Origin of the sequence: Bittarella sp. HCP28S3_D9, assembly GCF_052065655.1 — a bacterium.
GTDB lineage: Bacteria > Bacillota > Clostridia > Oscillospirales > Ruminococcaceae > Bittarella > Bittarella massiliensis.
In genome coordinates this window covers 173,366-197,313 of record NZ_JBQHTP010000001.1, presented here as the reverse complement: position 1 = coordinate 197,313, position 23,948 = coordinate 173,366, and the positions used below count along the sequence as shown (strand labels likewise).

General features: G+C 65.8%; 13 protein-coding genes and 1 riboswitch. Of the genes, 11 read left to right on the top strand and 2 right to left on the bottom strand.

Translation table 11 applies throughout. The features are described from left to right. Positions 1–299 precede the first annotated feature (299 nt). The gene (locus tag ACTNAU_RS00875; protein ID WP_441097251.1) at positions 300–1,610 is read left to right on the top strand and encodes an MFS transporter; all 1,311 of its coding nucleotides are present in this window, start codon (positions 300–302) and stop codon (positions 1,608–1,610) included. A gap of 66 nt (positions 1,611–1,676) precedes the next feature. Here ACTNAU_RS00875 and ACTNAU_RS00870 read toward each other — a convergent pair whose 3' ends face one another. Continuing rightward, positions 1,677–3,611 carry a putative bifunctional diguanylate cyclase/phosphodiesterase gene (locus tag ACTNAU_RS00870; protein ID WP_256135947.1) on the bottom strand — a complete coding sequence of 645 codons (1,935 nt, stop codon included), beginning with the start codon at positions 3,609–3,611 and terminating at the stop codon, positions 1,677–1,679. 253 nt (positions 3,612–3,864) lie between these two features. Here ACTNAU_RS00870 and ACTNAU_RS00865 point away from each other — a divergent pair, with 253 nt between their 5' ends. From ACTNAU_RS00865 to ACTNAU_RS00830, 8 genes are all read left to right on the top strand, one after another. Next, positions 3,865–4,989, top strand: a complete 1,125-nt coding sequence (locus ACTNAU_RS00865) for an Mbeg1-like protein (protein ID WP_441097250.1) — start codon at positions 3,865–3,867, stop codon at positions 4,987–4,989. 781 nt (positions 4,990–5,770) lie between these two features. Continuing rightward, positions 5,771–5,961, top strand: a riboswitch (cobalamin riboswitch). Positions 5,962–6,097: 136 nt separating this feature from the next. Further along, entirely contained in the window at positions 6,098–8,200 is a 2,103-nt protein-coding gene (locus ACTNAU_RS00860) for a ribonucleoside triphosphate reductase (RefSeq protein WP_441097249.1), read from the top strand. Further along, on the top strand, positions 8,197–8,886 hold the full coding sequence (locus ACTNAU_RS00855; protein WP_441097248.1) for an anaerobic ribonucleoside-triphosphate reductase activating protein: 690 nt from the start codon (positions 8,197–8,199) through the stop codon (positions 8,884–8,886). The genes ACTNAU_RS00860 and ACTNAU_RS00855 overlap by 4 nt, the downstream gene beginning before the upstream one ends. A gap of 368 nt (positions 8,887–9,254) precedes the next feature. Further along, positions 9,255–11,030: a sensor domain-containing diguanylate cyclase gene (locus ACTNAU_RS00850; RefSeq protein WP_256135943.1), complete on the top strand. Its 1,776-nt coding sequence runs from the start codon at positions 9,255–9,257 to the stop codon at positions 11,028–11,030. Positions 11,031–11,305: 275 nt separating this feature from the next. Beyond that, positions 11,306–12,742, top strand: a complete 1,437-nt coding sequence (locus ACTNAU_RS00845; protein WP_441097247.1) for an extracellular solute-binding protein — start codon at positions 11,306–11,308, stop codon at positions 12,740–12,742. A 39-nt stretch (positions 12,743–12,781) separates the two neighbouring features. After that, the gene (locus ACTNAU_RS00840) at positions 12,782–15,790 is read left to right on the top strand and encodes an EAL domain-containing protein (RefSeq protein WP_441097246.1); all 3,009 of its coding nucleotides are present in this window, start codon (positions 12,782–12,784) and stop codon (positions 15,788–15,790) included. Between the two features lie 272 nt (positions 15,791–16,062). After that, positions 16,063–17,298 carry a GH25 family lysozyme gene (locus ACTNAU_RS00835; RefSeq protein WP_441097245.1) on the top strand — a complete coding sequence of 412 codons (1,236 nt, stop codon included), beginning with the start codon at positions 16,063–16,065 and terminating at the stop codon, positions 17,296–17,298. 303 nt (positions 17,299–17,601) lie between these two features. Then, positions 17,602–18,144 carry a DUF1062 domain-containing protein gene (locus ACTNAU_RS00830; protein ID WP_441097244.1) on the top strand — a complete coding sequence of 181 codons (543 nt, stop codon included), beginning with the start codon at positions 17,602–17,604 and terminating at the stop codon, positions 18,142–18,144. 77 nt (positions 18,145–18,221) lie between these two features. Here ACTNAU_RS00830 and ACTNAU_RS00825 read toward each other — a convergent pair whose 3' ends face one another. Continuing rightward, complete coding sequence (locus ACTNAU_RS00825) at positions 18,222–18,473, bottom strand: hypothetical protein (RefSeq protein WP_021661325.1); 252 nt, start codon at positions 18,471–18,473, stop codon at positions 18,222–18,224. A gap of 561 nt (positions 18,474–19,034) precedes the next feature. Between ACTNAU_RS00825 and ACTNAU_RS00820 the strand changes: the two genes are divergently transcribed. Together ACTNAU_RS00820 and ACTNAU_RS00815 are read left to right on the top strand one after the other, a co-directional pair. Continuing rightward, complete coding sequence (locus ACTNAU_RS00820; RefSeq protein WP_441097243.1) at positions 19,035–21,680, top strand: ATP-binding response regulator; 2,646 nt, start codon at positions 19,035–19,037, stop codon at positions 21,678–21,680. A gap of 1,792 nt (positions 21,681–23,472) precedes the next feature. Continuing rightward, the gene (locus tag ACTNAU_RS00815) at positions 23,473–23,946 is read left to right on the top strand and encodes a MarR family winged helix-turn-helix transcriptional regulator (RefSeq protein WP_441097242.1); all 474 of its coding nucleotides are present in this window, start codon (positions 23,473–23,475) and stop codon (positions 23,944–23,946) included. Positions 23,947–23,948 lie beyond the last annotated feature (2 nt).

Here is a 23,948-nt window from a genome sequence, read left to right as displayed (position 1 = left end):
GCACCGCCCCTCTTTGCCGGAAGGGCGGCGCCGTGCCCCCCAGCTTATGCGCCGCCCCCGCCGCGGTTGACAAAGGGGGAGGGGGGCGGTACGATAGAGGAAATTTTTTGAGAGAGGGGGCGCTGGCTTTGCGCCTTTGCATTGAGGGAGCTCCGCGCAAGGTCCGCTAGTCGGGCGGCGCTGTGCGGAGCAAATGATTAAGTAGTAAAGATACGCTTTTCGCCCGACAGAGGGACTTTGCGCGTTTGGAACAGCCATCCGGCCCGGCCGGAAATCCAAACAAAGGAGCAAAGTCCATCGTGTTTTCAAAAATCAAAGCCCGCTATCGCGGCTTGGGGCCTTTTTTCGTCCTCTGGTCCACCCAATCCCTCTCGGCCCTGGGCAGCGCCATGACCAGTTTTGCCCTGGTGGTCTGGTCCTACCAGCAGTGGGGCTCGGCCCTCTCTACCGGCCTGCTCTCAGTCTGCTCCTACGCCCCCTATGTGGCGCTGAGCATCTTCTCCGGCGCCCTGAGCGACCGCTGGGACAAGCGAAAGACCATGCTGCTGTGCGACAGCGCGGCGGCCCTCTGTACCCTCTGCGCCCTCGCCCTCCTCTGCACCGGGCAGCTGGCCATGGGGCACCTCTACCTCCTCAACGCCGTGAGCGGGTTGATGAACACCTTTCAGCAGCCCGCCTCCGACGTGGCCGTCAGCCTGCTGGTCCCCCGGGAGCAGTATCACCAGGTGAGTGGACTGCGGGCCCTCTCCAACTCCCTGGTCACCGTGCTCGCCCCCATCCTGGCCAGTGCGGTCTTCGCCTTTGGGGGGCTGGGGGCGGTGATCGCAGTCGACCTTGCCACCTTCGCCGTGGCCGCCGCTGCCCTCTGCCTGGCCGTCCGGCTCCCCCACACCGCCGCCGAGACAGGCCCGCGGGAGCCGATCTGGCAGGTGGCAAAGGCGGGGCTTGCCTTCCTCGCCCAAAATGAGGGGGTGCTCCACCTCATCCTCTTTCTGGCCGCCATCAACCTCACCGCCTCGATGTACAATGCGGCCCTGCCCGCCCTCCTCCTCCCCCGGGCCGGAGGAGGGGAGATGGTCCTGGGGCTGGTGAACACCTGCGCCGGCCTTGCCAACCTGGCGGGCAGCGCCGCGGTCTCCCTCGCCCCGGCCCCCAAAAGCCGGGTGCGGGTGATCGTGGGGGCCCTCCTCTTCTCCATGAGCACCGAAAACCTCCTCCTCTCCCTGGGGCGGGGGCTGCCGGTCTGGTGCCTGGGGGCGGTGCTGGGGTGGCTCTGCATCCCCGCCATGAACGCCAACCTGGACGTGCTGCTGCGGCTGCACATCCCGGTGGAGATGCAGGGCCGGGTCTACTCGGTGCGAAACGCCCTGCAGTTCTTCACCATCCCCCTGGGCTATCTGGCCGGGGGCGCCCTGGTGGACGGGGTCTGCGAGCCCCTGATGGCCGCCCAGCCCGCCGGCAGCCCCCTGCATATTCTCTTTGGCGAGGGGAAGGGCGCGGGGGCCGCCCTCCTCTTTTTCTTCCTGGCGGCGCTGGGGGTGGGCACCTGCCTCCTCTTTCGCCGCTCCCGGGCCATCTGGGCCCTGGAGGAACGGCCGCCCCGCCGATAAGCGCGCAGAAAAGAGCGCCCGCCCCCCTTTTACAGGGGGCGGGCGCTCTCGCTCTTGAAGCTGTTTTTAGCGGGCGGGGGGTTCGGCGGCCAGGAGGGCGGCGGCCTCCTCCCCGGGGAGGGGGCGGGCGTAGAGGAAGCCCTGGATCAGCTCGATGCCGCAGTCGAGGACAAAGCGGTTTTGCACCTCGTCCTCCACCCCTTCGGCCAACACCCGCATTCCCATGCGGTGAAAAATTTCAGTCAGGGCCCGGACCATGACGGCGGTGTTCTCCTGTTCCACTGCCGCCCAGACGAGACTCTTGTCCAGTTTGACGGTGTCGAAGGGGAGGGCCAGCACCGAGCTCAAGTTGGAGTAGCCGGTGCCAAAGTCATCCAGCCCCAGGCGGATGCCCATCTGCCGCATCTCCCGGGCGAATTCGCCCACCAGCTCCGGCGTTTCGGCCAGGGCGGTCTCGGTGAACTCGATCACGATCTGGGAGAAGGGGACGCCGCTGTCCCCGATGATCCGGCGCACCCGCTCCACCACCCCCGGCTGCCCGAACATCACCGCCGAGAAGTTGACGTGCACCCCCTCCACCGAGATGCCCCGCTCCCCGAGGGAGAGCAGGTAGCGGCAGACCCGCTCCAACACCTGGTAGGTCAGCTCCACAATGTCGCCGGTCTCCTCGGCCAGGGGGATGAACTCCGCCGGCGAGACCGGGTCGGCGGGGGTGCCCTCGATGCGCATCAGCGACTCGGCGTAGAGAAAGCGGCCGCTGGACACGTCGTAGATGGGCTGGTAGCGCAGGGAGAAAGCACCCTGGGAACAGGCCCGCTTCACCGCCTGCAACACCTGCTCCCGGCGGCGGATCTCCCCCAGCATGGCGGGCCCGCAGTAGCAGATGTTGCGGCCGGGCCGGCGCTTGGCCTGGGAGACGGCGTAGGCGATCCCGCCGGCCAACCCCTCGGCGGTGTCGGCGCTGTTGGGGTACTGCACCACCCCCATGGCCCAGGACAGGGGGCGCAGGTAGTTGCCCGCCCGCCAGGGCAGGGCCATCCGCTCCCGAATGGCCCCCAGCACCCGGCCCACCTCCTCCCGCCCGCCGTCGCGGATGAGGACGGCGAACTCGTCCCCGCCGAAGCGAAAGACGTTTTTCTCCCCCGCCAGCCGCTGCAGCCAGCCGCAGACTTCTTTTAAAAAGAGGTCCCCCACCGACTGGCCGAAGCGGCTGTTGATCTGTTTGAAGTCCCGCAGGGAGAGGACCGCCACCGTGAAGGTGGGCAGCCGCTTTTCAAAGAGGAGCAGGTCGATGAGGTTGACCAGCTCCTGCCGGTTGGGCGCGCCGGTGAGGGAGTCCAGAGACATCTGTTTGTTCTGCAGGTGCAGGTAGATGATGAGCAGGGCGCAGGCCGCCGCCGAGCCCGATAGGATGACGGTGGGGTAGAACTGCTGCACCAAAATGACGACGAAGGCCACCGCCGGGAAGGAGAGGAGGATGGTCCTCGTCGAGCGCTCCACCGCCCGGCGAAAGCGCAGCACCAGCAGGATGCTGGCGGCGCAGTAGGCGTAAAAGAGCAGGTAGGTCAGGGCGATCCACTCCCCCTGCCGGTAGCCGCCCTCGGGGGTGATGGAGAAGAGCTTGCCGGTGAGGGGGTCGGCCAGGGCCAGCAGGGCGTAGAGGGCGCCGGGGGCGATTCCCCCGGCAAAGACCCAGCGCAACATGGGCTGCCCCTTGCAGAGGATGGCGGCCGAGTAGAGGAAATAGGCCAGCCCCATCAAGGGGGTGCAGACAAAATAGAGGGTGGTCACCCCCCAGACCAGCCACTGGGGGACCAGGTCGGGGCGCATCAGCAGCAGGGTAGAGAGGATGTTGGTGGACACCGCCAAAAAGGTGACGATCAGGCAGCCCTGAAACACCCGGTTTTTTAAGCTGGGCAGCGGGCTGCCCCGGCGGGAATACCCCCAGATGATGAGCAGTATGACTGCCGAAACGCATTCCGGCGCGATGTCCCAGCGCATGTGATCCCTCCGCCGCCCCGCAGGGCAAAGAATAAAATCAAGAATCAAAAATCAAAGGATAAAATATGTCAAAACTGTAAAGATACGTTCATCATAGTCGAAAACTGCAAAAAAGGCAATGAAAATCCACTGCCGTCCTCCCCCCGCCGCCCCTCTGTTTGGAAAAGGGCGCCAAAAGGGGTATAATGAAAGGCAGAAAGCGCGCCCCGCGCCGGAGAGAGATGTGGCGTGGGGCGCGGGGAGGGTGGATACATTGGCCAACATCTTTGACTATCTGGAATGGCGGGGCGACCTGCGCTTTGACCAGGCGCCCTTTACCTGCGTGGACGACCTCATCCTCTGCCGGCTGTCCTACGTCCCCTTTGACGGGGTGGTCCCCCCGCTGGGGGAGGGGGGAGCGATTCCCCTGCGCCGGGCGGCGGAGCGGCTCCTCTCCCCGGCCTTTGCCCGCCAGACGGAGGCCATGTGGGCGCGCGACCGCGACCTGCTGCGGGCCCTGGCTGCCAGCGCCCGCTTTGGCGAGATGCCCCTTTGGGGCTATGTCAACGACGTGGACGCCGACGAGCAAAAGCAGTTTTCCGCCCTCTGCGCCCTGCCCGGCGACGGCACCGGATTCGCCGCCTTCCGGGGGACCGACAACACCCTGGTGGGCTGGAAAGAGGACTTTAACATGGGCTTTGCCACCCCGGTGCCCGCCCAGAGGGAGGCGGTCTCCTACCTCTGCCAAGCGGTGGAGCGGGGGCCGGCGACCTGGCGGGTGGGGGGCCACTCCAAGGGGGGCAACCTGGCCGTCTACGCCGCCGCCTTCGCCCCGGCCCCAGTGCAAGAGCGGCTGCTCTGGGTGCAGAACAACGACGGCCCCGGCTTTGACGGCGGGGTGCTGGAGGGCCCGGGCTACCGGGCGGTGCGGGAGCGGGTGCACACCTACCTGCCCCAGTCCTCGGTGGTGGGGATGTTGCTGGAACACGAGGAGGCCTACACGGTGGTCCACAGCGGCCAGGTGGGGCTGATGCAGCACGACCTCTACTCCTGGGAGGTGAAGGGCCCCGGCTTTGTCTGCCTCGACGAGGTGAGCGCCAGCAGCAAGTTCATCGACAAGACCCTCAAGGACTGGGTGGCCGGGATGAGCAGGGAGGAGCGGGCCACCTTCTTTGACACCCTCTACCAGCTGCTGGCGGGCACCCAGGCCAAGACGGTGGGCGAGCTCTCCGGCGACTGGCTGCACAGCGCCGGGGCGGTGCTGCAGTCCCTCAAAAATGTGGATGAGGACACCCGCCGCCTGATGGGCCAGGTGATGGGCGGCCTCTTTCGCTCGGCGCGGGAGAACCTGCGTACCGCCCACCCTCGGGGCGAGGGGCCGGAGCGGCGTCTGGAGTAGGGGACCCTCGCCCCGGGGCGGGGATCCCCTGCCACCGCCGGGGAGCAAAGGCCCTTGCAGTCGCCTCTGCGGCCGGCGGGGGCGGCGGACTTCTCTGTCAAGGGGGCCAGGGCGGAGGGGCGACAGCTCCTCCTGTCATCTGACGGCCCGCCCGGCCCCTGCACCCGTTTTCCCTTTTCTGCCGGGAGAACTTCCATACCATCCGCTCCGGGGCGTGGGCCGGAGCGGCGTCTGGAGTAGGGGACCCTCTTGCCCCGGGGCGGGGAGCGGGGTCGTCTGCGGCTCGGTCCCCTGTCGCCGCCGGGAAGGGGGGCTTGCTTCCCTGCAGGGGGCGTCGGTCTTCTCTTTCAAGAGGGCCGGCGGAGCGGAGGCGGGTGTCCGTCTCCTTTTGTGGGAGGCGCGAAGGGGAGATCGCACCCAAAGACCGGCGGGGCCTTTCGGCTCTTTGGGTTGCAGGCGGCGGATTCTCCTGTCATCTGGCGGCCCGCCCGGCCCCTGCACCCGTTTTCCCTTTTCCGCCGGGCGGGGGGTCCACCCGGCGCCCCTGTGGGAGGGAAGCGGCTGCCCCCTGGTTGGGGCGGGGTGAAATGGGCCTTTCCCCCCGACGCTCTGCCCAAACCCCGTCGAGGGCTTCTCCATGCGCCTCGGCGCTTCGGGCCCCCTCTCAAAACGCGCTTGTTGTGGCACTTTATCGCCGCAATATCGGCGAAATGACGGTTGACTGGGTGCACAAGATGTAGTATGATTTGACCAATCTGTTTCAGAATCAAACTAGATATGGAAACGAAAGCACGCGGGTGCCCGGCCTGTCATCGGGCCGGGCGGCAACAGGGAAGACGGGTGAAAAGCCCGCGCGGTCCCGCCGCCGTAAGGAGAGAGCGCGCCCCAACTGCCACTGGCTCCCCGGGAGCTGGGAAGGCGGGGCGCGCGTGGAATCCGAGCCGGAATACCTGCCCGCTGTGCGCGCGCTGCCACGGTGTATGGCGTCAAGCGGGCTCTGGTGAGTGACCTTTGTCGCGCCCCTGCCCTTTGGCCGGCAGGGGCTTTTCAGCGCTCTGGGCGTCTCCAGCGGTTTTCTGAAACCACTTTGATGGGAGGACACAATACGATGATCGAGTCGATTCGCAAGCGCAGCGGGGACATTGTCCCCTTTGATCCGGAGAAGATCACCTGGGCCATCTTCAAGGCGGCCGCCGCCGTAGGGGGAGACGACTGGCAGCGGGCGGAGGAGCTCTCCCGCCAGGTGGTGGAGATGGCCACGTCCCGCACCGGCGTGCTGGACGTGGAGGAGGTGCAGGACATGGTGGAAAAGGTCCTCATCGAAAACCGCCACGCCCGCACCGCCAAGGCCTACATCCTCTACCGGGAGAAGCGCCAGGGCGCGCGGGAGGCCAACGCCCTCATCGGCGCTACCATCGACATGTTCTCCCAGTACCTGGACGACATGGACTGGAAGATCCAGGAGAACGCCAACACCCAAAAGTCCATCAACGGGATGAACAACTACATCCGCGAGGCCTTTACCAAGCAGTACTGGCTCCACGAGATCTATCCCGAGGAGATCCGCCGCGCCCACACCTCGGGGGACCTGCACCTGCACGACCTGGGCTTTTTCGGCCCCTACTGCGCCGGATGGGACCTGCGCCAGCTGCTGATGCAGGGCTTTGGCGGGGTGCCCGGAAAGGTGGAGAGCGGCCCGGCCAAGCACCTGCGCTCCTTTTTGGGGCAGATCGTCAACTCCACCTTCACCACCCAGGGCGAGTCGGCCGGCGCCCAGGCCTGGTCCTCCTTTGACACCTACTGCGCCCCCTTTATCCGCTACGACCACATGGACTACGCCTCGGTGAAACAGGCGCTGCAGGAGTTCATCTTCAACCTCAACGTCCCCACCCGGGTGGGCTTTCAGTGCCCCTTCTCCAACCTGACCTTCGACATCGTGGTCCCCTCCACCCTCAAGGACGAGTGCGTGGTCATCGGCGGCCAGCCCATGGACGCCTGCTACGGCGACTTTCAGGCCGAGATGGACCTGCTCAACACCGCCTTCTGCGACGTGATGATGGAGGGGGACCGCCACGGCCGGGTCTTCACCTTCCCCATCCCCACCATCAACGTCACCAAGGAGTTTGACTGGCAGAGCCCGGTGGTGGACAAGTTCATGGAGATCACCTGCAAGTACGGCATCCCCTACTTCTCCAACTACATCAACTCCGACCTCTCCCCCGAGGACGCCCTCTCCATGTGCTGCCGGCTGCGCCTTGACACCAGCGAGCTGCGCAAGCGGGGCGGCGGCCTCTTCGGCTCCAACCCCATGACCGGCTCCATTGGGGTGGTCACCCTCAACCTGCCCCGGCTGTGCTACCTGGCCCAGGACGAGGAGGACCTGATGCAGCGGCTGGACGGGCTGCTGGAACTGGCCAAGAACAGCCTGGAGATCAAGCGCAAGACCATTGAAAAGCAGACCGAAAACGGGATGTACCCCTACTCGGCCCACTACCTCAAAGAGGTCAAGGCTCGCACCGGCTCCTACTGGTTCAACCACTTCAACACCATCGGCCTGGTGGGGATGAACGAGGCCTGTCGCAACTTCCTGGGCTGCGAGATCACCGCCCCCGAGGGCCAGCAGTTCGCCCTGCGGGTGCTGGGCCACATGCGGGAGGTCATCACCCGCTTCCAGGAGGAGACCGGCCACGTCTACAACCTGGAGGCCACCCCCGCCGAGGGGACCAGCTACCGCCTGGCCCAGCTCGACCGGGACCGCTACCCCGACATCCTCACCGCCGGGGAGGAGGTGCCCTACTACACCAATTCCACCCAGCTGCCGGTGGGCTACACCGACGACATCTTCGAGACCCTCGACCTGCAGGACGACCTGCAGTGCATGTACACCGGCGGCACGGTGCTCCACCTCTACCTGGGCGAGCAGATCCGGGACATCGAGGTGGCCAAGGCCCTGCTGCAAAAGGCCTTTACCAACTACAAGCTGCCCTACCTCTCCCTGACCCCCACCTTCTCGGTCTGCCCCGAGCACGGCTACATCAGCGGCGAGGTGTACAGCTGCCCCGACTGCGGCGCCGCCACCGAGGTGTGGAGCCGGGTGGTGGGCTACCTCCGCCCGGTGCAGAACTTCCACAAGGGCAAGAAGGAGGAGTACCGCCAGCGGGTCAAGTACGTCATCAAAGAGAGCGAGCTCTCCGGGGCGGCCGCCCAGTGAGGGTCGCCGGCATCCAGCGCACCAGCACCATCGACTTCCCCGGGGTGCTGGCCTGCGTCCTCTTCACCCGCGGCTGCGACACCGACTGCTTTTACTGCCACAACCGCGACCTGTTGGGCCCCGGCGACTGCCTGCCCGAAGGGGAGGTGGAGGCCTTTTTGAAAAAGCGCCAGGGGCTGCTGGACGGGGTGGTGGTCAGCGGCGGGGAACCGCTGCTCCAGCCCGATCTGGAGGAGTTTCTGGCCGCCCTCAAGGCCATGGGCTACCGGGTCAAGCTGGACACCAACGGCCGCCAGACCCAGCGGGTGCTGGCCCTGGCGGAGGCGGGGCTCTGCGACTACCTGGCCATCGACTGGAAGGCCCCCCGCCGACAGTACCTCCAGGTGTGCGGCGTCCCCCCCGAACAGGGGTACGACGCCACCCGCGAGACCCTCTGCCAACTGGCCGAGAAGGGGATCCCCTGCGAGGCGCGGACCACCCTCTACCCCGGGCTCACCGCCGGGGCGCTGGTGGAGTTGGCGGGGCAGCTGCCCCCGCTGCCCCGCTACCGGCTCAACTTCTTTCGCACCCCCGCCTGCGCCCGGCAGCGGCACCTCCCCCTGCTGGAGCGCCCCTTCCTCACCCACGAACAGGTGCGGGCGGTGGAGCCCCAGCTCCGGGCCGTCCAGCCCGGCCTCACCTTTTAGACAGGCCTGTTTGATATGCGGCCCCGGCGCGGGAGAGCGGCAACGCTCCCCCGCGCCTTTTTGCCGTCTCTTCCCGCCCGGCCGCAGCGGGATGGGGGTCGGCGGGAAGGGGGGGAAGGGGAGAAAGGGGAGAAAGGGGAGAAAGGGGAGGGCCCAACCCGTCCCCCCTGCCGCCCAAGCCGCCGCAGGGCGGAAAGGCGCCCCTGTTCCCCGGCGTCCGCCAGGGATCTGGGCGGGGCCGGCGGCAGCGGTCCGCCGTCTCCGCACGGGGGCGGTCGAGGGACAAAAAACGCCATATTTTTACAGCTCCTCTGACTATATTGGGAAGGAGACCCAGTTGGGCGTTCACAGCAAAAGGAGGAGATCGGGTGAACGAGAGGATGAGCGGCGAGGCGCTGTTGGCGGCGGCTGCCCGGGGGGTCAAGGGGGGGCTGGTCCGGCTGCAGCTGGGACAGGCCAGGGCCCACTGGTCGCCCGACGGCGGATTTCTGGCCCTGCTAGACTGCGCGCCGGAGACCTTTGCCCGCGCCCAGGGAGAGGACCCCTGGTTTTTCCTGGGGGCCCAGGGGCGGCGGTTGGCCGCCCGCAAACTGGCCCGGGCCCGGCGGGCGGGGCGGGTGCAGGCCGATTTTCCCTGCTACACCCCGGCGGGCCAGTTGCGCTGGCTGCGCTGGTGCGGGGTGCTGGAGGCCCCGCGCCGCTGGCGGTTTTTCTGCCTGGACGTCGGCCGCTGGCGGCAGATGCAGCGGGAGCTGGAGGGGGAGCGGGAGCGGCGGCAGGTGCTGCTGCGCTGCACCGACGGGCTGGCCTTCGAGTACGACGGGGCGGAGGACGTGATGACCTTCTGCGACCGCCGCCCCGGTCGGGCGGGGGGCGGCATCTGGCGGGCGGAGGGCTATCTGGCCGCCCTGAAAGAGAGCGGCTGCCCTGGGACCGCGGCCTTTGCCGCCATCTGCCGGGGGGAGAGCGCCGGCCCCGCCGAAGTGCAGCTGGAGGGACGGGCCTTCCCCGGCCACGAGGGGGGCTGGTTTTCGGCCTCCGGTGCACCGGTGGAGGGCCCGGGGGGCCGCACCTGCGTGCTGGGGGTGCTGCGGGACATCAGCGCCCACAAAAGGGAGACCCAGAAGCTGCGCTCCCGCTGCTGCCGCGACCCCATGACAAGGCTCTACAACAAGCTCTCCACCGCCGAGGCGGTGGACGGCTACCTGCAGAGCCCCTGCCGGGGCGGCTCCGGCGCCCTGCTGCTCATCGACCTGGACGACTTCAAGGGGGTCAACGACCGCTACGGCCACCAGTTTGGCGACGCGGTCCTCACCGAGGTCAGCGCCCGGCTGCAGGCCAACTTTCGCGCCACCGACATCGTGGGCCGGGTGGGGGGCGACGAGTTCGTGGTCTTTATGAAGGACGCCGCCGCGCCGGTGGTGGGGGAGACGGTGGAGCGCCTCTGCCAGCTGCTGGAGCGGGAACTGCCCTCCCGCCGGGGCCTCTCGGTGCGGGGGAGCATCGGCGTCGCCCTCTGGCCCAGGGACGGCGCCAGCTACGAGGCCCTCTTTGCCGCCGCCGACCGGGCCATGTACGAGGCCAAGCGGGCGGGGAAGGACCGCTACCGGATGGCCGCCGGGAACCCCGCCGCCCCCCTCGGCGGGGGCGCAAAGGGGGAGGTCGGCTGCCCCCTCTGCCTGGGGCGGCTGCTGGAGCGGGCGACGGCCGCCCCCACCCCGGAGGAGGGGGTGCGCCGGGTGCTGGCCGATCTGGGGGATGCCCTGGGCGCTCACCGCACCTACTTTGTCTGGAAGGGGGAGATCCCCCTGCACGTCTGGACGGCCCCCGGGGTGGCCGCCGATCTCCCCGAGGGGCCGGCGGCGCCCGCCCTTCTCGACCGGGAGGAGTTGCAGCCCTACTACGACCCGGCCGCCGGGCTGCTTTACTGCCCCGACGCGGCGGCCGCCGCGGAGAGTGCCCCCCGCTTTGCCGCCTTCTGCCGGGCGCGGGGGGCCCGGGCGGTGCTGCAGTGCCGCGTCAGCGGCGGCGAGCGCCTGGGCCTTTTGGGGGCCGAGGTCAACGGCGCCCGGCGCTACTGGAACAAGGAGGAGGTCGCCCTCCTCAAGGGGGCGGCCCGCATCTGCCAATTGCTGCTGTGCTAGGGGCGGTCCAAAACCGCCCGCTCGCCGGCCTTTGCGAACGCAAAGGCCGGCTTTTTTTGGTGGAAACACAACAAATTTTGTCTATAAATGGCCACTTCCAATTGTAAAGATTGGAAGATGATGATATGATAATAGAAAAATCGGCTGTCTCTGCCCGCTGGGCAGGGACGAGCGGAACCGGCGCTGTGTCCGGGTGGGAGCGCCCCGCCCCGCCGAGAGGAGAGAGTACTGTGTCAAAACAAGGAAATTGTCGTTCCCGACGCGGCCTGCGGGCAGTGGCTTTGGTGCTGAGCGTCGCCCTGGCCTCCCTGGGGCTCTTCACCGGCTGCAAGGACAAAAACCACGGCCTGAAAAAGGACAGCCCGGTCTCCATCTCCATCTCCATCTGGCACTACTACAACGGCGCCCAGAAGCAGATGTTTGACGAGATGGTCACCGAGTTCAACGAGTCGGTGGGGGCCGAAAAGGGGATCGTGGTCCAGGCCTACAGCCAGGGCAGCGTCAACGACCTCACCGCCAAGGTGATGGACGCCATCGACAAGAAAGTCGGCGCCGAAGAGGTGCCCGACGTCTTTGCCGCCTACGCCGACACCGCCTACGAGATCAACCGCCGGGGGATGGCCGCCGACTTGAGCCAGTACCTCACCGAGGAGGAGCGGGACAGCTATGTCTCCGCCTACCTGGACGAGGGGGCCTTCAGCGAGGAGGGGAGCGTCAAGCTCTTCCCCACCGCCAAGTCCACCGAGGTGCTCACCCTCAACAAGACAGACTGGGACAAATTCGCCGCCGCCACCGGCGCCAGCGAGGAGGACCTGCGGAGCTGGGAGGGGATCTGCAAGCTGGCCAAGAGCTACTACGAGTGGACCGACGGCCTCACCCCGGAGAAAAACGACGGCAAGGCCTTCTTCGGCCGGGACGTGATGGCCAACTACTTCATCATCGGCAGCATGCAGCTGGGGCAGGAGCTGTTCTCGGTCGAAAACGGCCAGGTCACCTACAACCTGGACAAGGCGGTGATGCGCCGCCTCTGGGACAACTACTACACCCCCTATGTCAGCGGCTACTTCGCCTCCATCGGGCGCTTTCGCAGCGATGACGCCAAGACCGGCGACATCATCGCCCTGGTGGGCTCCACCAGCGGCAACACCTACTTTCCCACCGCCGTCACCCTGTCTGACGGCAGCAGCTACCCCATCGACGCCAAGACCTACGCCCTTCCCAACTTTGAGGGGACCAAGCCCTATGCGGTGCAGCAGGGCGCGGGGATGATGGTCACCAAGAGCGACGAGACCCGCGAGTACGCCGCCACACTGTTTTTGAAGTGGTTCACCGAGAAGCAGCAGAACGTCCGCTTTGCCATCGGCTCGGGCTACCTGCCGGTGAAAAAGGACATCAACACCGCCGAGGCCATCGGCGAGGCGGTGGCGAGTTCCCCCGAGCCCATCTCCGAGCTGATGGAGGAGACCCTCCTCACCGGGGTGGAGATCACCCAGAACTACACCCTCTACACCAACGAGGCGTTTGAAAACGGGACCGAGGCCCGGGCCGTGGTGGAGAAGTCCCTCCAGCAGAAGGCCGTCGCCGACCGCGAGGCGGTAAAGGCCCTTTTGGACGGGGGCAGCACCCTGGCCGACGCGGTGGCCCAGTACGACACCGACGAGAACTTCGAGAGCTGGTATCAGGACTTTTCCGCCCAGCTTGCGGCGCTGTAAGCGGGGCGCAGCCACCTGAACGGGGAAGGAGGTGAGGAAATGAAGGCCGGTCGCAAAAGGGGCGGGCGCACCATCTTGCAGAAGATGCTGATCCCGGTCACCGCCATCGTGTTGGCCCAGGCGGCCCTCTACGCCGTGGTGTTTTTACAGGGCGGCGTCCTCTCCCACACCGACGCCAACGCCTACGACATTTTGGGGGAGCGCACCATCAACCGCCAGCTCTACCTGGAAAACGAGATGATCCACCGCTGGTCCAACGTCAAGGAGCACGAGACCGCCATCCTCTCCTCGGTGGAGGAGACCCTAAAGGATCGGGGCGCCACCCTGGACGACATCGCCACCGACGCCGCCCTCAACGCCCAGATCCTCGACGGCCTCTCCGACAGTTTGGTCTACATGCTGCGCAAAAACGGGGTCACCGGGGCCTTCGTCGTCCTGGACGGCGTGGGGGTGCAGGGAGATGAGAGCGGCCAGTCCAAGGCGGGCCTCTACCTGCGGGATTTGGACCCGGTCAACAACTCCTCCGGCGTCTCCGACATCCTCATGGAGCGGGGGATGCCCACCACCTCCCGGCGGATGGGGATCCCCCTGGACAGCTTCTGGCGGGCCGACTTCCTCTTCACCGGGGAGGAGGGGCGGGCCGACGAGCAGTTCTTCCTCGCCCCCCTGAACGCCGCCCGGGCCAGCACCAACCGCGAGAGCAGCAACTTCGGCTACTGGAGCCCGGCCTTCTCCCTCTCCGACCAGGACGGGCAGGTCATCACCTACTCCATCCCCCTCATCGCCTCCGACGGCACCGTCTTTGGGGTGATGGGGGTGGACATCACCCAGAGCTACCTCACCTCCCTCATGAACTACGAGGAGTTGGGGGTGGACCACAGCGGCGCCTACATCCTGGCGATTACCGACAGGGAGGGGCAGCAGTTTCAGACGGTCTTTGCCAGCGGCTCCCTCTACCAGGTGAAGTTCGGCGTCAGCCAAGAGATCGCCGGGAAGAAGAGCGAGCACAAAAACATCTCCACCTTCACCCGCGCAGGGGAGGGGGGGAAGAGCGACCTCTACGGCAGCGTGCAGCCCTTTTCCCTGTACAACACCAACACCCCCTTTGTCGGGCAGCAGTGGGTGCTCATCGGCCTCTGCGAGGGGAAGACCCTGCTGCAGTTTTCGCACCAGATCCGCCAGATCATCTACCTGTGCACGGTGGCGGCCCTTCTGCTGGGCATCCTGGGGGCGGTGCTTGCCTCGCGGATGGTGGCAAAGCCCATCACCGCCCTGGTGCAAGACCTCAAGCGCAGTGACCCCAACAAACCCATCAAGCTCAAAAAGCTGGGCATCGAGGAAATCGACCAGCTCACCATCTCCATCGAAAACCTCAGCAACGCCGCGGCCGAATCGGCCTCGAAGTTCGGGCAGATCATCTCCACCACCAACATCCCGGTGGGGGTGTTCGAGTACAGCGCCAAAGCGCCCTCGGTCTTTTGCAGCACCAACATCTTCCCCATCCTGGGCTGGCCCTCGGAGGAGCAGGTGGAGGGCCGGCTCCCCCGCGAGGTCTTTGAGCGGCGGATGAGGGAGCTGCAGGAGTGCCTGGTGGAGGACGGGGAAGAGGGGCTCCTCTACCGGTTGCCCTCCAGCCCGGAGGGGGAGCGCTGGGTGCGCCTGACCTTCCTCAGAGAAGAGGGGCAGATCCTGGGCGCCATCACCGACGTCAGCAAGGACATGGCCGAAAAGCGGAAGATCGAGTACGAGCGCGACTACGACATCCTCACCAACCTCTACAACCGGCGCGCCTTTGCCGCCAACATGGAGCGGCTCTTTGAGACCCCTGAGGTGCTGGGCACTGCCGCCCTTTTGATGTGGGACCTGGACAACCTGAAATTTGTCAACGACAACTACGGGCACGACAGCGGCGACCGCTATATCGAGGCCTTTGCCCGCTGCCTCTCGTCCTTCCTCTCGGAGCAGAGCCTGGTGGCCCGCCGCTCCGGCGACGAGTTCTACGTCTTCCTCTACGGCTACCAGAGCAAGGAGAAGATCCGCCAGATCATCCGCAAGGTCTGGACGCAGATCGGGCACACCACCTTCCCCCTGGCGGGAAAGGACTTCAAGATCCGGGTCTCCGGCGGGCTGGCCTGGTACCCCGACGACGCCTCTACCTATGAAGAGCTCATCCGCTACGCCGACTTTGCCATGTACAGCGTCAAGCACAGCGAAAAGGGCAGCATTCAGGAGTTCGAGCGCACCTCCTACCAGGCCGACTCCTTTTTGGTGCGCGGCCAGGAGGAGCTCAACCGCCTCATCGACCACCGGCTGGTGCGCTTTGCCTACCAGCCGGTGCTGGAGGTGGCCACCGGCAGCGTCTACGGCTACGAGCTGCTGATGCGCTCCCAGGTGGAGGCGCTGCGCAGCCCGGTGGACGTGCTGCGCATTGCCAGGGCCCAGTCCAAGCTCTACCAGATCGAGCGCCTCACCTGGTTTGAGGCCATGGCCTCCTTCACCCAGCAGGTCAAGGCCGGGCGGGTCGGCCCGGGCGAGCGGGCCTTTATCAACTCCATCGCCAGCCAGAGCCTCACCGGTTCGGACATCACCGCCCTGGAGGACCTCTACGGCCCCTACCTGGCGCGGGTGGTGCTGGAGATCACCGAGCAGGAGCCCTGGGACAACGAGCGCACCCGCTTCAAGATCCGCACCGCCAAGCGCTGGGGCGGCCAGCTGGCCATCGACGACTTCGGCTCGGGCTACAACAGCGAGTCGCTGCTCATCTTCCTCTCGCCGGACATCGTCAAGGTGGACATCACCATCGTCCACAACATCGACCGGGACGGCGACCGGCTGAGCTTGCTTGAAAACCTGCTCTCCTATGCCCACAGCCGGGGCATCAAGGTGTTGGCCGAGGGGGTGGAGACCCGCGCCGAGATGGAGACCCTGGTCTCCCACGGGGTCGACTACCTGCAGGGCTACTACATAGCCCGCCCCCAGCTGGAGGTGGCCCCCGTCGAGCCGGACATCCTCCGGGCGGTGCAGGCGGCCCGGGAGAAAATGCAGTAGATGACCCCTTTGCAAACGGGGCGGCTTTGGCCGCCCCGTTTGGTCACAGTCGGGCCCTCGCGGATGCAAAGTGGTGACAAAACCGCAGAGTGGCGCGGTTTTTGGGCAATATTTTCCACCCGCTTTTTTGCGCGAAAAGGGGCGAAATGGCAGCGCTTTCCTTGTAAAGAGGGGGGATCTGTGCTACAATTGGGAACCGTCTAGAGAAATCATTGCGGGGCCTTGCGCCCCTTTCCCCCGCGGGGGTCTGTGAAAAGAGGAGGAGAGCGGCGATGTTCAAAAAGATCGTGTCGGCGGCGGTGGCCTGTGCCATCCTGCTGGCCTTCAGCAGCTGCGGCGTCGACAAGAGCGCCGAGGGCAGTTCCGGCGGGCAGGAGGGCATTGCCCTGGCTGTGAACCGGATCGACACCAAGGAGTACATGGCCGCCCTCTCGGCCGACCTGGAAGAGGCGATGGCCGCCGAGGCCCAGGCAGCCGAAGAGGCCGAGGCCCAGAGGGCCGAGGAAGAGGCCGCCAAGCAGCGGGAAGAGGCTGCCGCCAAGGCCAAAAAGGCGGCGGAGGAGGCCCAGAAGGACACCAGCAAGTATAAAAACGACAGCGCCCACAGCTACGAGGACCCGGGCAAGCAGGACAACCAGAAGCAGGAGAGCGAGATCGAGGACTCGGTGGTGGTCCCCCCCACTCCTGCCCCCACGCCCACTCCTGAGCCCTCCCCTGCCCCCGACAATGGCGGGGAGGGGAGCAGTTCCGGCGGCAGCAGCGCGCCTGCGCCCGAACCGGCCCCCACCCCGGTGCTCAACGGCTGGCAGGTCATCGGCGGCAAGACCTACCTCTACATCAACGGCAACCCCCTCACCGGCTGGCAGACCCTCGAGGGCATCAAGTACAAGTTTGACAACAGCGGCGTCCTCAAGAGCCGCTGGGGGGTGGACGTCTCCAAGTACCAGGGCAATGTCAACTGGAGCGCGGTCAAGGCCGCGGGCTGCTCCTTTGTCATGATCCGGGTGGGTTACCGGGGCTACGGCACCGGCGCCATCGTCGAGGATCCCTATTTCCGCCAGAACATCGCCGGGGCCAAGGCCGCGGGGTTGAAGGTGGGCGCCTACTTCTACACCACCGCCATCAACGCCGAGGAGGCCGCCGAAGAGGCGGGCGTGGCCGCAGGCATCATCCGCTCCACCGGCTACAGCCTGGACTACCCCCTGGCCATCGACATCGAGTGCAGCCAGGGCCGGGTAGAGGGGATGACCAAGGCCCAGAACACCGAGGTGGTCAACGCCTTCTGCGCCGCCACCAAGAGCCTGGGGTACCAGACCATGGTCTACGCCAACAAGAGCTGGCTCTACAACAAGCTGGACACCAGCCAGTTCGGCAGCTATAAGATCTGGCTGGCCCACTACACCAACCAGACCGACTACTCCGGCCGCTACAACATCTGGCAGTACACCAGCGGCGGTTCGGTGCCGGGCATCCCCGGCAAGGTGGACATGAACGTGGAACTGCTGTAAAATTTGCCTACATAATCAAACACAGGGTGCGGCCTGCCGGCCGCAGGGAAAGAGCGCCAGGGGAGACCGCGGGGTTTCTCCTGGCGCTCCTCTCTGCACCGCCGCCCGCCCCCGGGAGAGGAGCGCCAAATGGATATGCCGATCTTTTAAGAGCCTGTCATCCCGCCATTCCCTTGAAAAAGGAGGTCGCCTTTTGATGCTGGCTCCCATCTGTCAGATTGCATAGCAGAGGCTATTGCAATCTACCAAAATTGCTGAAATAGCCTCTGCACCCCCGATTTTATCAAAATCAGGAGATGCAAGATGAGCTATTTTCCCCTTTCGGGGACCTTTCGGATGGTCCCCACCGATACCTACACCATTGTGCGCGGCTGCGCGGGCTGCGGCGGCAAGAGCACCTACCGCTGTGCGAACAGGTTTCGCGTCAACGCCAACGGCAAGCGGCTGGACGTCTGGCTGATCTACCGCTGCGAGCGCTGCAAGCACACCTACAACCTGCCGGTCTACTCCCGCGTCTTGCGGGAAGCCCTCTCCCCGGAGGAGTACCGCGCCCTGCTGGCAAACGACCCCGCGGCCGTGGCCCGCGTCGGGCGGGACCGCGCCCTCTTTCTCCGCTGCGGCGCCCAGCTGGGGGGCGAGCTGCCCTACCGGCTTTCGCGGCTGCCCGACCGGGCGGGGGAGGAGGGGCTGTGGGTGCAAAACCCCGGGCGGATACGGGTCCGCCCCGACAAGCTGCTGTCCCAGTGCCTGGAAATCCCCCGCGCCCGGGCCAAGGCGCTGCTGAAGGGCGGCGAAGTGGTCGCCGAGGCGACGGAGGACGGCTGGCGGTTCACACCCGCCCGCTGACCTGTTATATAGAGAGAGGTGTCCCGAGGGCCTGTGCCCCGGGACGCCTCTCTCTTTTCCGTCCGCCTCGCCGCCCCTCAGCCCTTGAGCCCGCGGGACTGGCGGTCCATGTCCTCGATGACGATGTCGAATATCTCCCCCAGGGAGGCGCAGTATTCCAGCACCTTCCAGGGCTCGTTGGTGTGAAAGTGGATTTTGACCAGGTCTTCGTCCCCCACCGCCAGCAGGCAGTCCCCCTGAAAGTGGTCGGTGAAGTAGTCGTTTATCTCGTCCTCGTCCAGGTTTTCCCCTTCCAGCAGCAGCTGGGTGTCGTATTTGAATGTGAGCACGGCAGGGCCCTCCCTCTTGTTTTTTTCTGTCTCTATTTTACCCGCTTTGACCACTTTTTGCAAAGGCCTTGACCGCCTTTCCCAAAGCGGGGAGGGCGGTTCGCCGGGCGGGAGGGGCGACCGGCTCTCTCCCCTTGCCGGACAGGCGGAGGGGAGGCGCCGGGCTCGTTCGCCTCCCCTCGCCCCGCCGATCGCGCGGTTTCCCTGGCCGCCGGCGGGGTCTTTTGTGCCGATTCGGCCCGTCGTTCGCGGGGGCGGGGCCGCCGCCTCCCCCCTTGCACTCTGTTGGGGAGCAGCTGCCCCGAGGGGTCAAAGCGGTCCCCGCCCCCGCCCTTTCCCCCTGAAAGGCGGGGCGCGCTGTCCGGCAAGGGCCTGAGAGCGGAAGGAAAAGGAGGATTTTTGTTGTTTTACTGATTTAAAATGGGAAAAGCATTTGCAAATGACAGCTGTTTTTGTTACACTGTAAAAAAATAACCCTTTTGAAAATTCGGTGAGAGTGACGTTCCCCTCAGCCGAAGGGTTTTTCGTGCCGTATGGCGATTGGGAGGACAGGAATTCGCAATGAAAAAAGAAAACAGGACCGTTTTTCGGAGGGAGCAGCTGGCCAAAGGGAGACGGATCAACGCGGTGTGCACCGTCTGCCTGGTTGCGATGATGCTCCTCTACCTGTTGATGACCATCGTCAGCTCCGCCCAGCTGGCGGCGCAGACCGACATCATCTCCGAGCACCCCTTCGAGGTGGTCATCTCCGCCGGCGACGTCAAGCTTTACCTCTCTGAGATGCAGGTGCGCACCGAGCGGCTGCTGCGCTATCACGGGGCGGCCGAGGTGGATGCCGTCCGCCAGGAGCTGGACGGGCTCTACACCACCCTGCAGCAGCCCCTGTCCCGGATAGAGGAACTCTATCTGGGCGGCGAGGAGGACACCCGCCGCCTGAAAGGCACCCTGGAAAAGGTGCGGGTGGAGCAGGAGGCGTTTTTGGAGTACGCCGCCCGCGACGACACCGAAGAGGGAGAGATCGCCGCCTACAGCGCCGAACACCTGACCCCCCTCTACCGGCAGGCCACCGACGAGGCGGAAAGGCTCATCGCCGTCGCCCAGGAAAAGAAGGTGGGCTATGGCGAAACGGCGACCCGGTTGCGCCGAACCACCCTGGTGGGGTCGGTGCTCCTTATTTCCGCCATCGTGGGGGTGTTCCTCTTCTCGCAGCGGCTTTTGCGGCGGCAGCGGGACGAGTTGGCCTACCGAGGCCGCCTCTTTGACGACCTCTCCCGCAGCATCGACGACGCCTTTGTCATCCGCGACGCCCGCACCGGCGCCGTCCAATACAGCTCCCTCAACCTCGAGCGGGTGCTGGGCCTCTCCTTTGAAGGGGGGGACGCCCCTCACCACGGCCTCACCGACCAGGACGTGGGGGAGATCCGCCAGGCCGTTCGGGCGGCGGACCAAAAACCGCCGCAGGGCGACATCCTCTTTGAAAAGATGCTGGACTACCGCAAGCCGGACGGGGAACACCGCTGGCTGCTGCTGCGCCTCTACCGGGTCGAAGGGGCCGACGCCCCCCAAATCATCTCGGTCCTCTCCGACCGCACCGAGGAGGTGCGCTCCCGCCAGGCATTGCGGGACGCCATGCTCACCGCCGAGCGGGCCAGCTCGGCCAAGAGCGACTTTCTCTCCCGCATGAGCCACGAGATCCGCACCCCCCTCAACGCCATCATCGGCATGACCACCATCGCCGCGGCCTCGGCGGGGGACGCCTCCCGGGTGGAGGACTGCCTGCAGAAGATCAATTTCTCCTCCAAGCACCTGCTGATGCTCATCAACGACGTGCTGGACATGTCCAAAATCGAGAGCGACAAGATGACCCTGCAGGAGGAGCCCTTTGACATCTTCCAGCTGGTCAACGGCTTTGTCTCCACCATTTACGCCCAGGCCAAGGGCCGGGGGTTGGAGTTTGGCGAGACCATGGAGGGGTTTGGCGACCAGGCCATCTACCTGGGCGACCCCCTGCGCCTCAACCAGATCCTCCTCAACCTGGGCTCCAACGCGGTCAAGTTCACCGAGCCGGGGGGCAGCGTCCGCCTCAAGGTCTCTCGGGTGGCCGCCAAGTCCGGAGCGGATGTGGTTCGCTTTGCCGTCACCGACACCGGTATCGGCATGTCCAAAGAGGCGGTGGAGCGCATCTTCCAGCCCTTTGAACAGGCCGACGCCACCATTGCCGGCCGCTTTGGCGGCACCGGGCTGGGGATGTCCATCACCAAAAACCTGGTCTCCCTCATGGGGGGCAAAATCCGCATCGACAGCGAGCCGGGGAAGGGCACCACCTGCGAGGTGGACATCCCCCTGCGCCGCGGAAAAGAGCGGTTGGAGGAGCCCGACTTCGGCGACCGGGGCCTCTGCGCCATGGTGGTGGACGACGAGCAGCAAGTCTGCGAGCAGACCTCCACCCTGTTGGAAAAAATCAGGATTCGGACCGAGTGGCGACAGTCCGGGGCCGAGGCGGTGGAGCGCATCGGGGAGGCCCACCGCAGCGGCTGCGACTTTGACCTCTGTCTGGTGGACTGGAAGATGCCGGGGATGGACGGCATCGAGGTGACCCGCCGCATCCGCCGTGAGGTGGGGGACGAGCTGCCCATTGTCATGATCTCCGCCTACGACATCTCCGAGGTGGAGTGGGAGGCGCGGGAGGCAGGGGTCAACGGCTTTTTGCCCAAGCCCCTCTACCGCTCTTCGGTCTACACCGCCATCCGCGAGGCGGTTTCCGGCCGCAGCGGCCCTGTCCGCCGCAAGCCCACCTCCGCGGAGAAACGGCCCCTGGCCGGCCTGCGCCTGCTGGTGGCCGAGGACAACTCCCTCAACCGGGAGATCGCCGAGGAGCTGCTGCGGATGAACGGGGCCGAGGTCGTGGGGGTGGAGAACGGCGAAGAGGCGGTGGAGGCGTTCCTGGCTTCCGACCCCGGCGCCTTTGACGCCATCCTGATGGACGTGCAGATGCCGGTGATGAACGGCCACGAGGCCGCCCGGCGCATCCGCCTATCCCAGCACCCGGCCGCCGGGAAGATCCCCATCATCGCCACCACGGCCAACGCTTTTGGCGACGATATCTCCGCGGCCCTGGCCGCCGGGATGAACGCCCACGTCAGCAAGCCGCTGGACATTGACCAGCTCTGCCGGGTGCTGCTGGAATGTGTGCAAAAAAATCGCTAAGATCTGGGTGGCCGTGTCTGTCGCCGGGTGAAGCCTAAAAAAACAGAGCCCTTGGGGCGGCCGTTTTGGCCGCCCTTTTTTGGTGGGGAAAGCGGTGGCGATGGGGCGGGGGGAAAATCGCTCCCCACAGCGCGGGAAACAGCCCTCGGGCTGCGCTTTCGAATTGCGGAGGGGGAGGGGCGGCGCGGCCACGGGGCGGGGGCAGCCAAACAAGGGGGTGCCCCTGTAGAGGAAAGGACTGGTCTGAGCTGGGGCTTTCAATAGCAAAGGGGGCCGAGACGGGGACGCGGCCGGCCATTGCCTGCTTAATGGAGATCGGCGGCATCCCGCAGCATTTGCCAATCAAGCGGCTGTGAAGGCGGGGGGAAAGCCGAAGAGATTGCAGGGACAAGGGAGGTTGAACAGAGTTGGTTTTTCTCTGATGCGGTGCCGCTGCCAAACGGCTGAAGGGGAAAGGGGAAGCCAACACAATTGCAAGACGAGCGACGGTGGGATGAGAAGTTGTCCCCATGCTGTGGGGAAATAGCCTATGGGCCGCGTTCTTAGAATGCGGAGGGGGAAACAGCAGAAGGGAGGCCAATGCCGATTTCCCCACTTGAACAAGCTTGGCGACGCCCATACCATTGCCGGTCAAACGGCCGGAGGGGGAGAGGGCGAATGTGATTGCGGGACAGGGGAGGTTGAACAGAATTGGTTTTTCTCTGGTGCGGTGCCGCTGCCAAACGGTTGAAGGGGGAAGGGGAAGCCAACACAATTGCAAGATGGGTGACGGTGGGGGGAGGAGTTGCCCCCATGCTGTGGGGAAACAGCCTATGGGCCGCGTTCTTAGAATGCGGAGGGGGAAACGACAGAAGGGAGGCCGATGCCGATTTCCCCAATTGAACAAGCTTGGCAACGCCCATACCATTGCCGGTCAAACGGCCGGAGGGGGAGAGGGCGAATGTGATTGCGGGACAGGGGAGGTTGAACAGAGTTGGTTTTTCTCTGGTGCGGTGCCGCTGCCAAACGGTTGAGGGGGGAAGGGGAAGCCAACGCAATTGCAAGATGGGCGACGGTGGGATGAGAAGTTGCCCCCATGCTGTGGGGAAATAGCCTATGGGCCGCATTTTTAGAATGCGGAGGGGGAAACAACAGAAGGGAGGCCGATGCCGATTTCCCACTTGAGAGGGCTTGGCGACGCCCATAATACCACTGCCAGTCAAACGGCCGGAGGGGGGAGAGGGCGGACGTGATCGTAGGACAGGGAAGGTGAACGCCGTGGCTTCAAAAATGCGGAGGGGGAAACAACAAGCGCTCGCCTCTAGCGCCGGCTGCCGACCTGGAGGGGACGATCTCTTTTGGCGCTACAGGCGGCCAAAGGGGGGAAGAGGCCACAGAGCAGGGGGGCGAATTGGCATCCCCCCTGCGCACGGCGCGCGCCAACCTGGCAGAGCAACGGTGCGCAAACCACTTTTAGCTGTGACAAGCGGGCAGCGCGGGCGATGGATGACCTGTGCTTCCCTTCGGTGGTCGGGAGATGACAGGGGAAAATCAGAGCGTGAGAAGGAGCGGGTGCCGGCGGCAAAAACTATGAGCCAAGGCAGCGGTGGGAGCCGCGAGGTGTTTTCCCGCTGCGGCCGCGGGGAGGGCCCCATCGAGAGGCAGTTATCCACAAGGCGACCTCTGTCCCCTCTGCCTGCGGAGCGGGGCTGCCGGACAGGCCGGAGAAAGGTCGAACAAAGCGGGGAAATTCCCCCTTGCAAATATTTTGACATCAAAGTATAATGGTAGAAAACGGAAGGGGAGAGCATGTGTGGAGAGGGAAGCGACGAATCGCGCCAGCTGGAGCCGGGACGACACCGTCAGCCGCATCAGCCGCACCCGGGCGGCGGCCAACGCCTTTTTGCAGGCCCGCCTGGCCCAGCTGGGGCTGGGGGGGCTGGCCACCTCCCACGGCGAGATCCTCACCGCCCTGTTGGCGCGGGGGGAGATGCAGATGGGCCAGCTGGCCGGCTGCATCGGCCGCGATCCCTCCACCGCCACCGCCCTGGTGAAGAAGCTGGTGGCCCTGGGCTACCTGCAGACCCGGACCGCCCCCCACAGCAGGCGGGCGGTGCTGGTCTCTCTCACCCCCCAGGGGCAGGCGCTGGAGGGGGCCTTTTCGTCCATTTCACAGCAGTTGCAGGAGCGCTACCGGGCGGGCATCGACGAGGGGGAGCTGGCGGTCTTTCGCCGGGTCCTCTCCCAAATCGAGGAGAACCTGCGCCGAGCAGTAGAGGAGGAGTAAGA

Coding starts and splice junctions, on each gene's coding strand:
- ACTNAU_RS00870 (WP_256135947.1), bottom strand. CDS start 3,611: ATGCGCTGGGACATCGCGCCGGAATGCGTTTCGGCAGTCATACTGCTC.
- ACTNAU_RS00860 (WP_441097249.1), top strand. CDS start 6,098: ATGATCGAGTCGATTCGCAAGCGCAGCGGGGACATTGTCCCCTTTGAT.
- ACTNAU_RS00840 (WP_441097246.1), top strand. CDS start 12,782: ATGAAGGCCGGTCGCAAAAGGGGCGGGCGCACCATCTTGCAGAAGATG.
- ACTNAU_RS00835 (WP_441097245.1), top strand. CDS start 16,063: ATGTTCAAAAAGATCGTGTCGGCGGCGGTGGCCTGTGCCATCCTGCTG.
- ACTNAU_RS00830 (WP_441097244.1), top strand. CDS start 17,602: ATGAGCTATTTTCCCCTTTCGGGGACCTTTCGGATGGTCCCCACCGAT.
- ACTNAU_RS00820 (WP_441097243.1), top strand. CDS start 19,035: ATGAAAAAAGAAAACAGGACCGTTTTTCGGAGGGAGCAGCTGGCCAAA.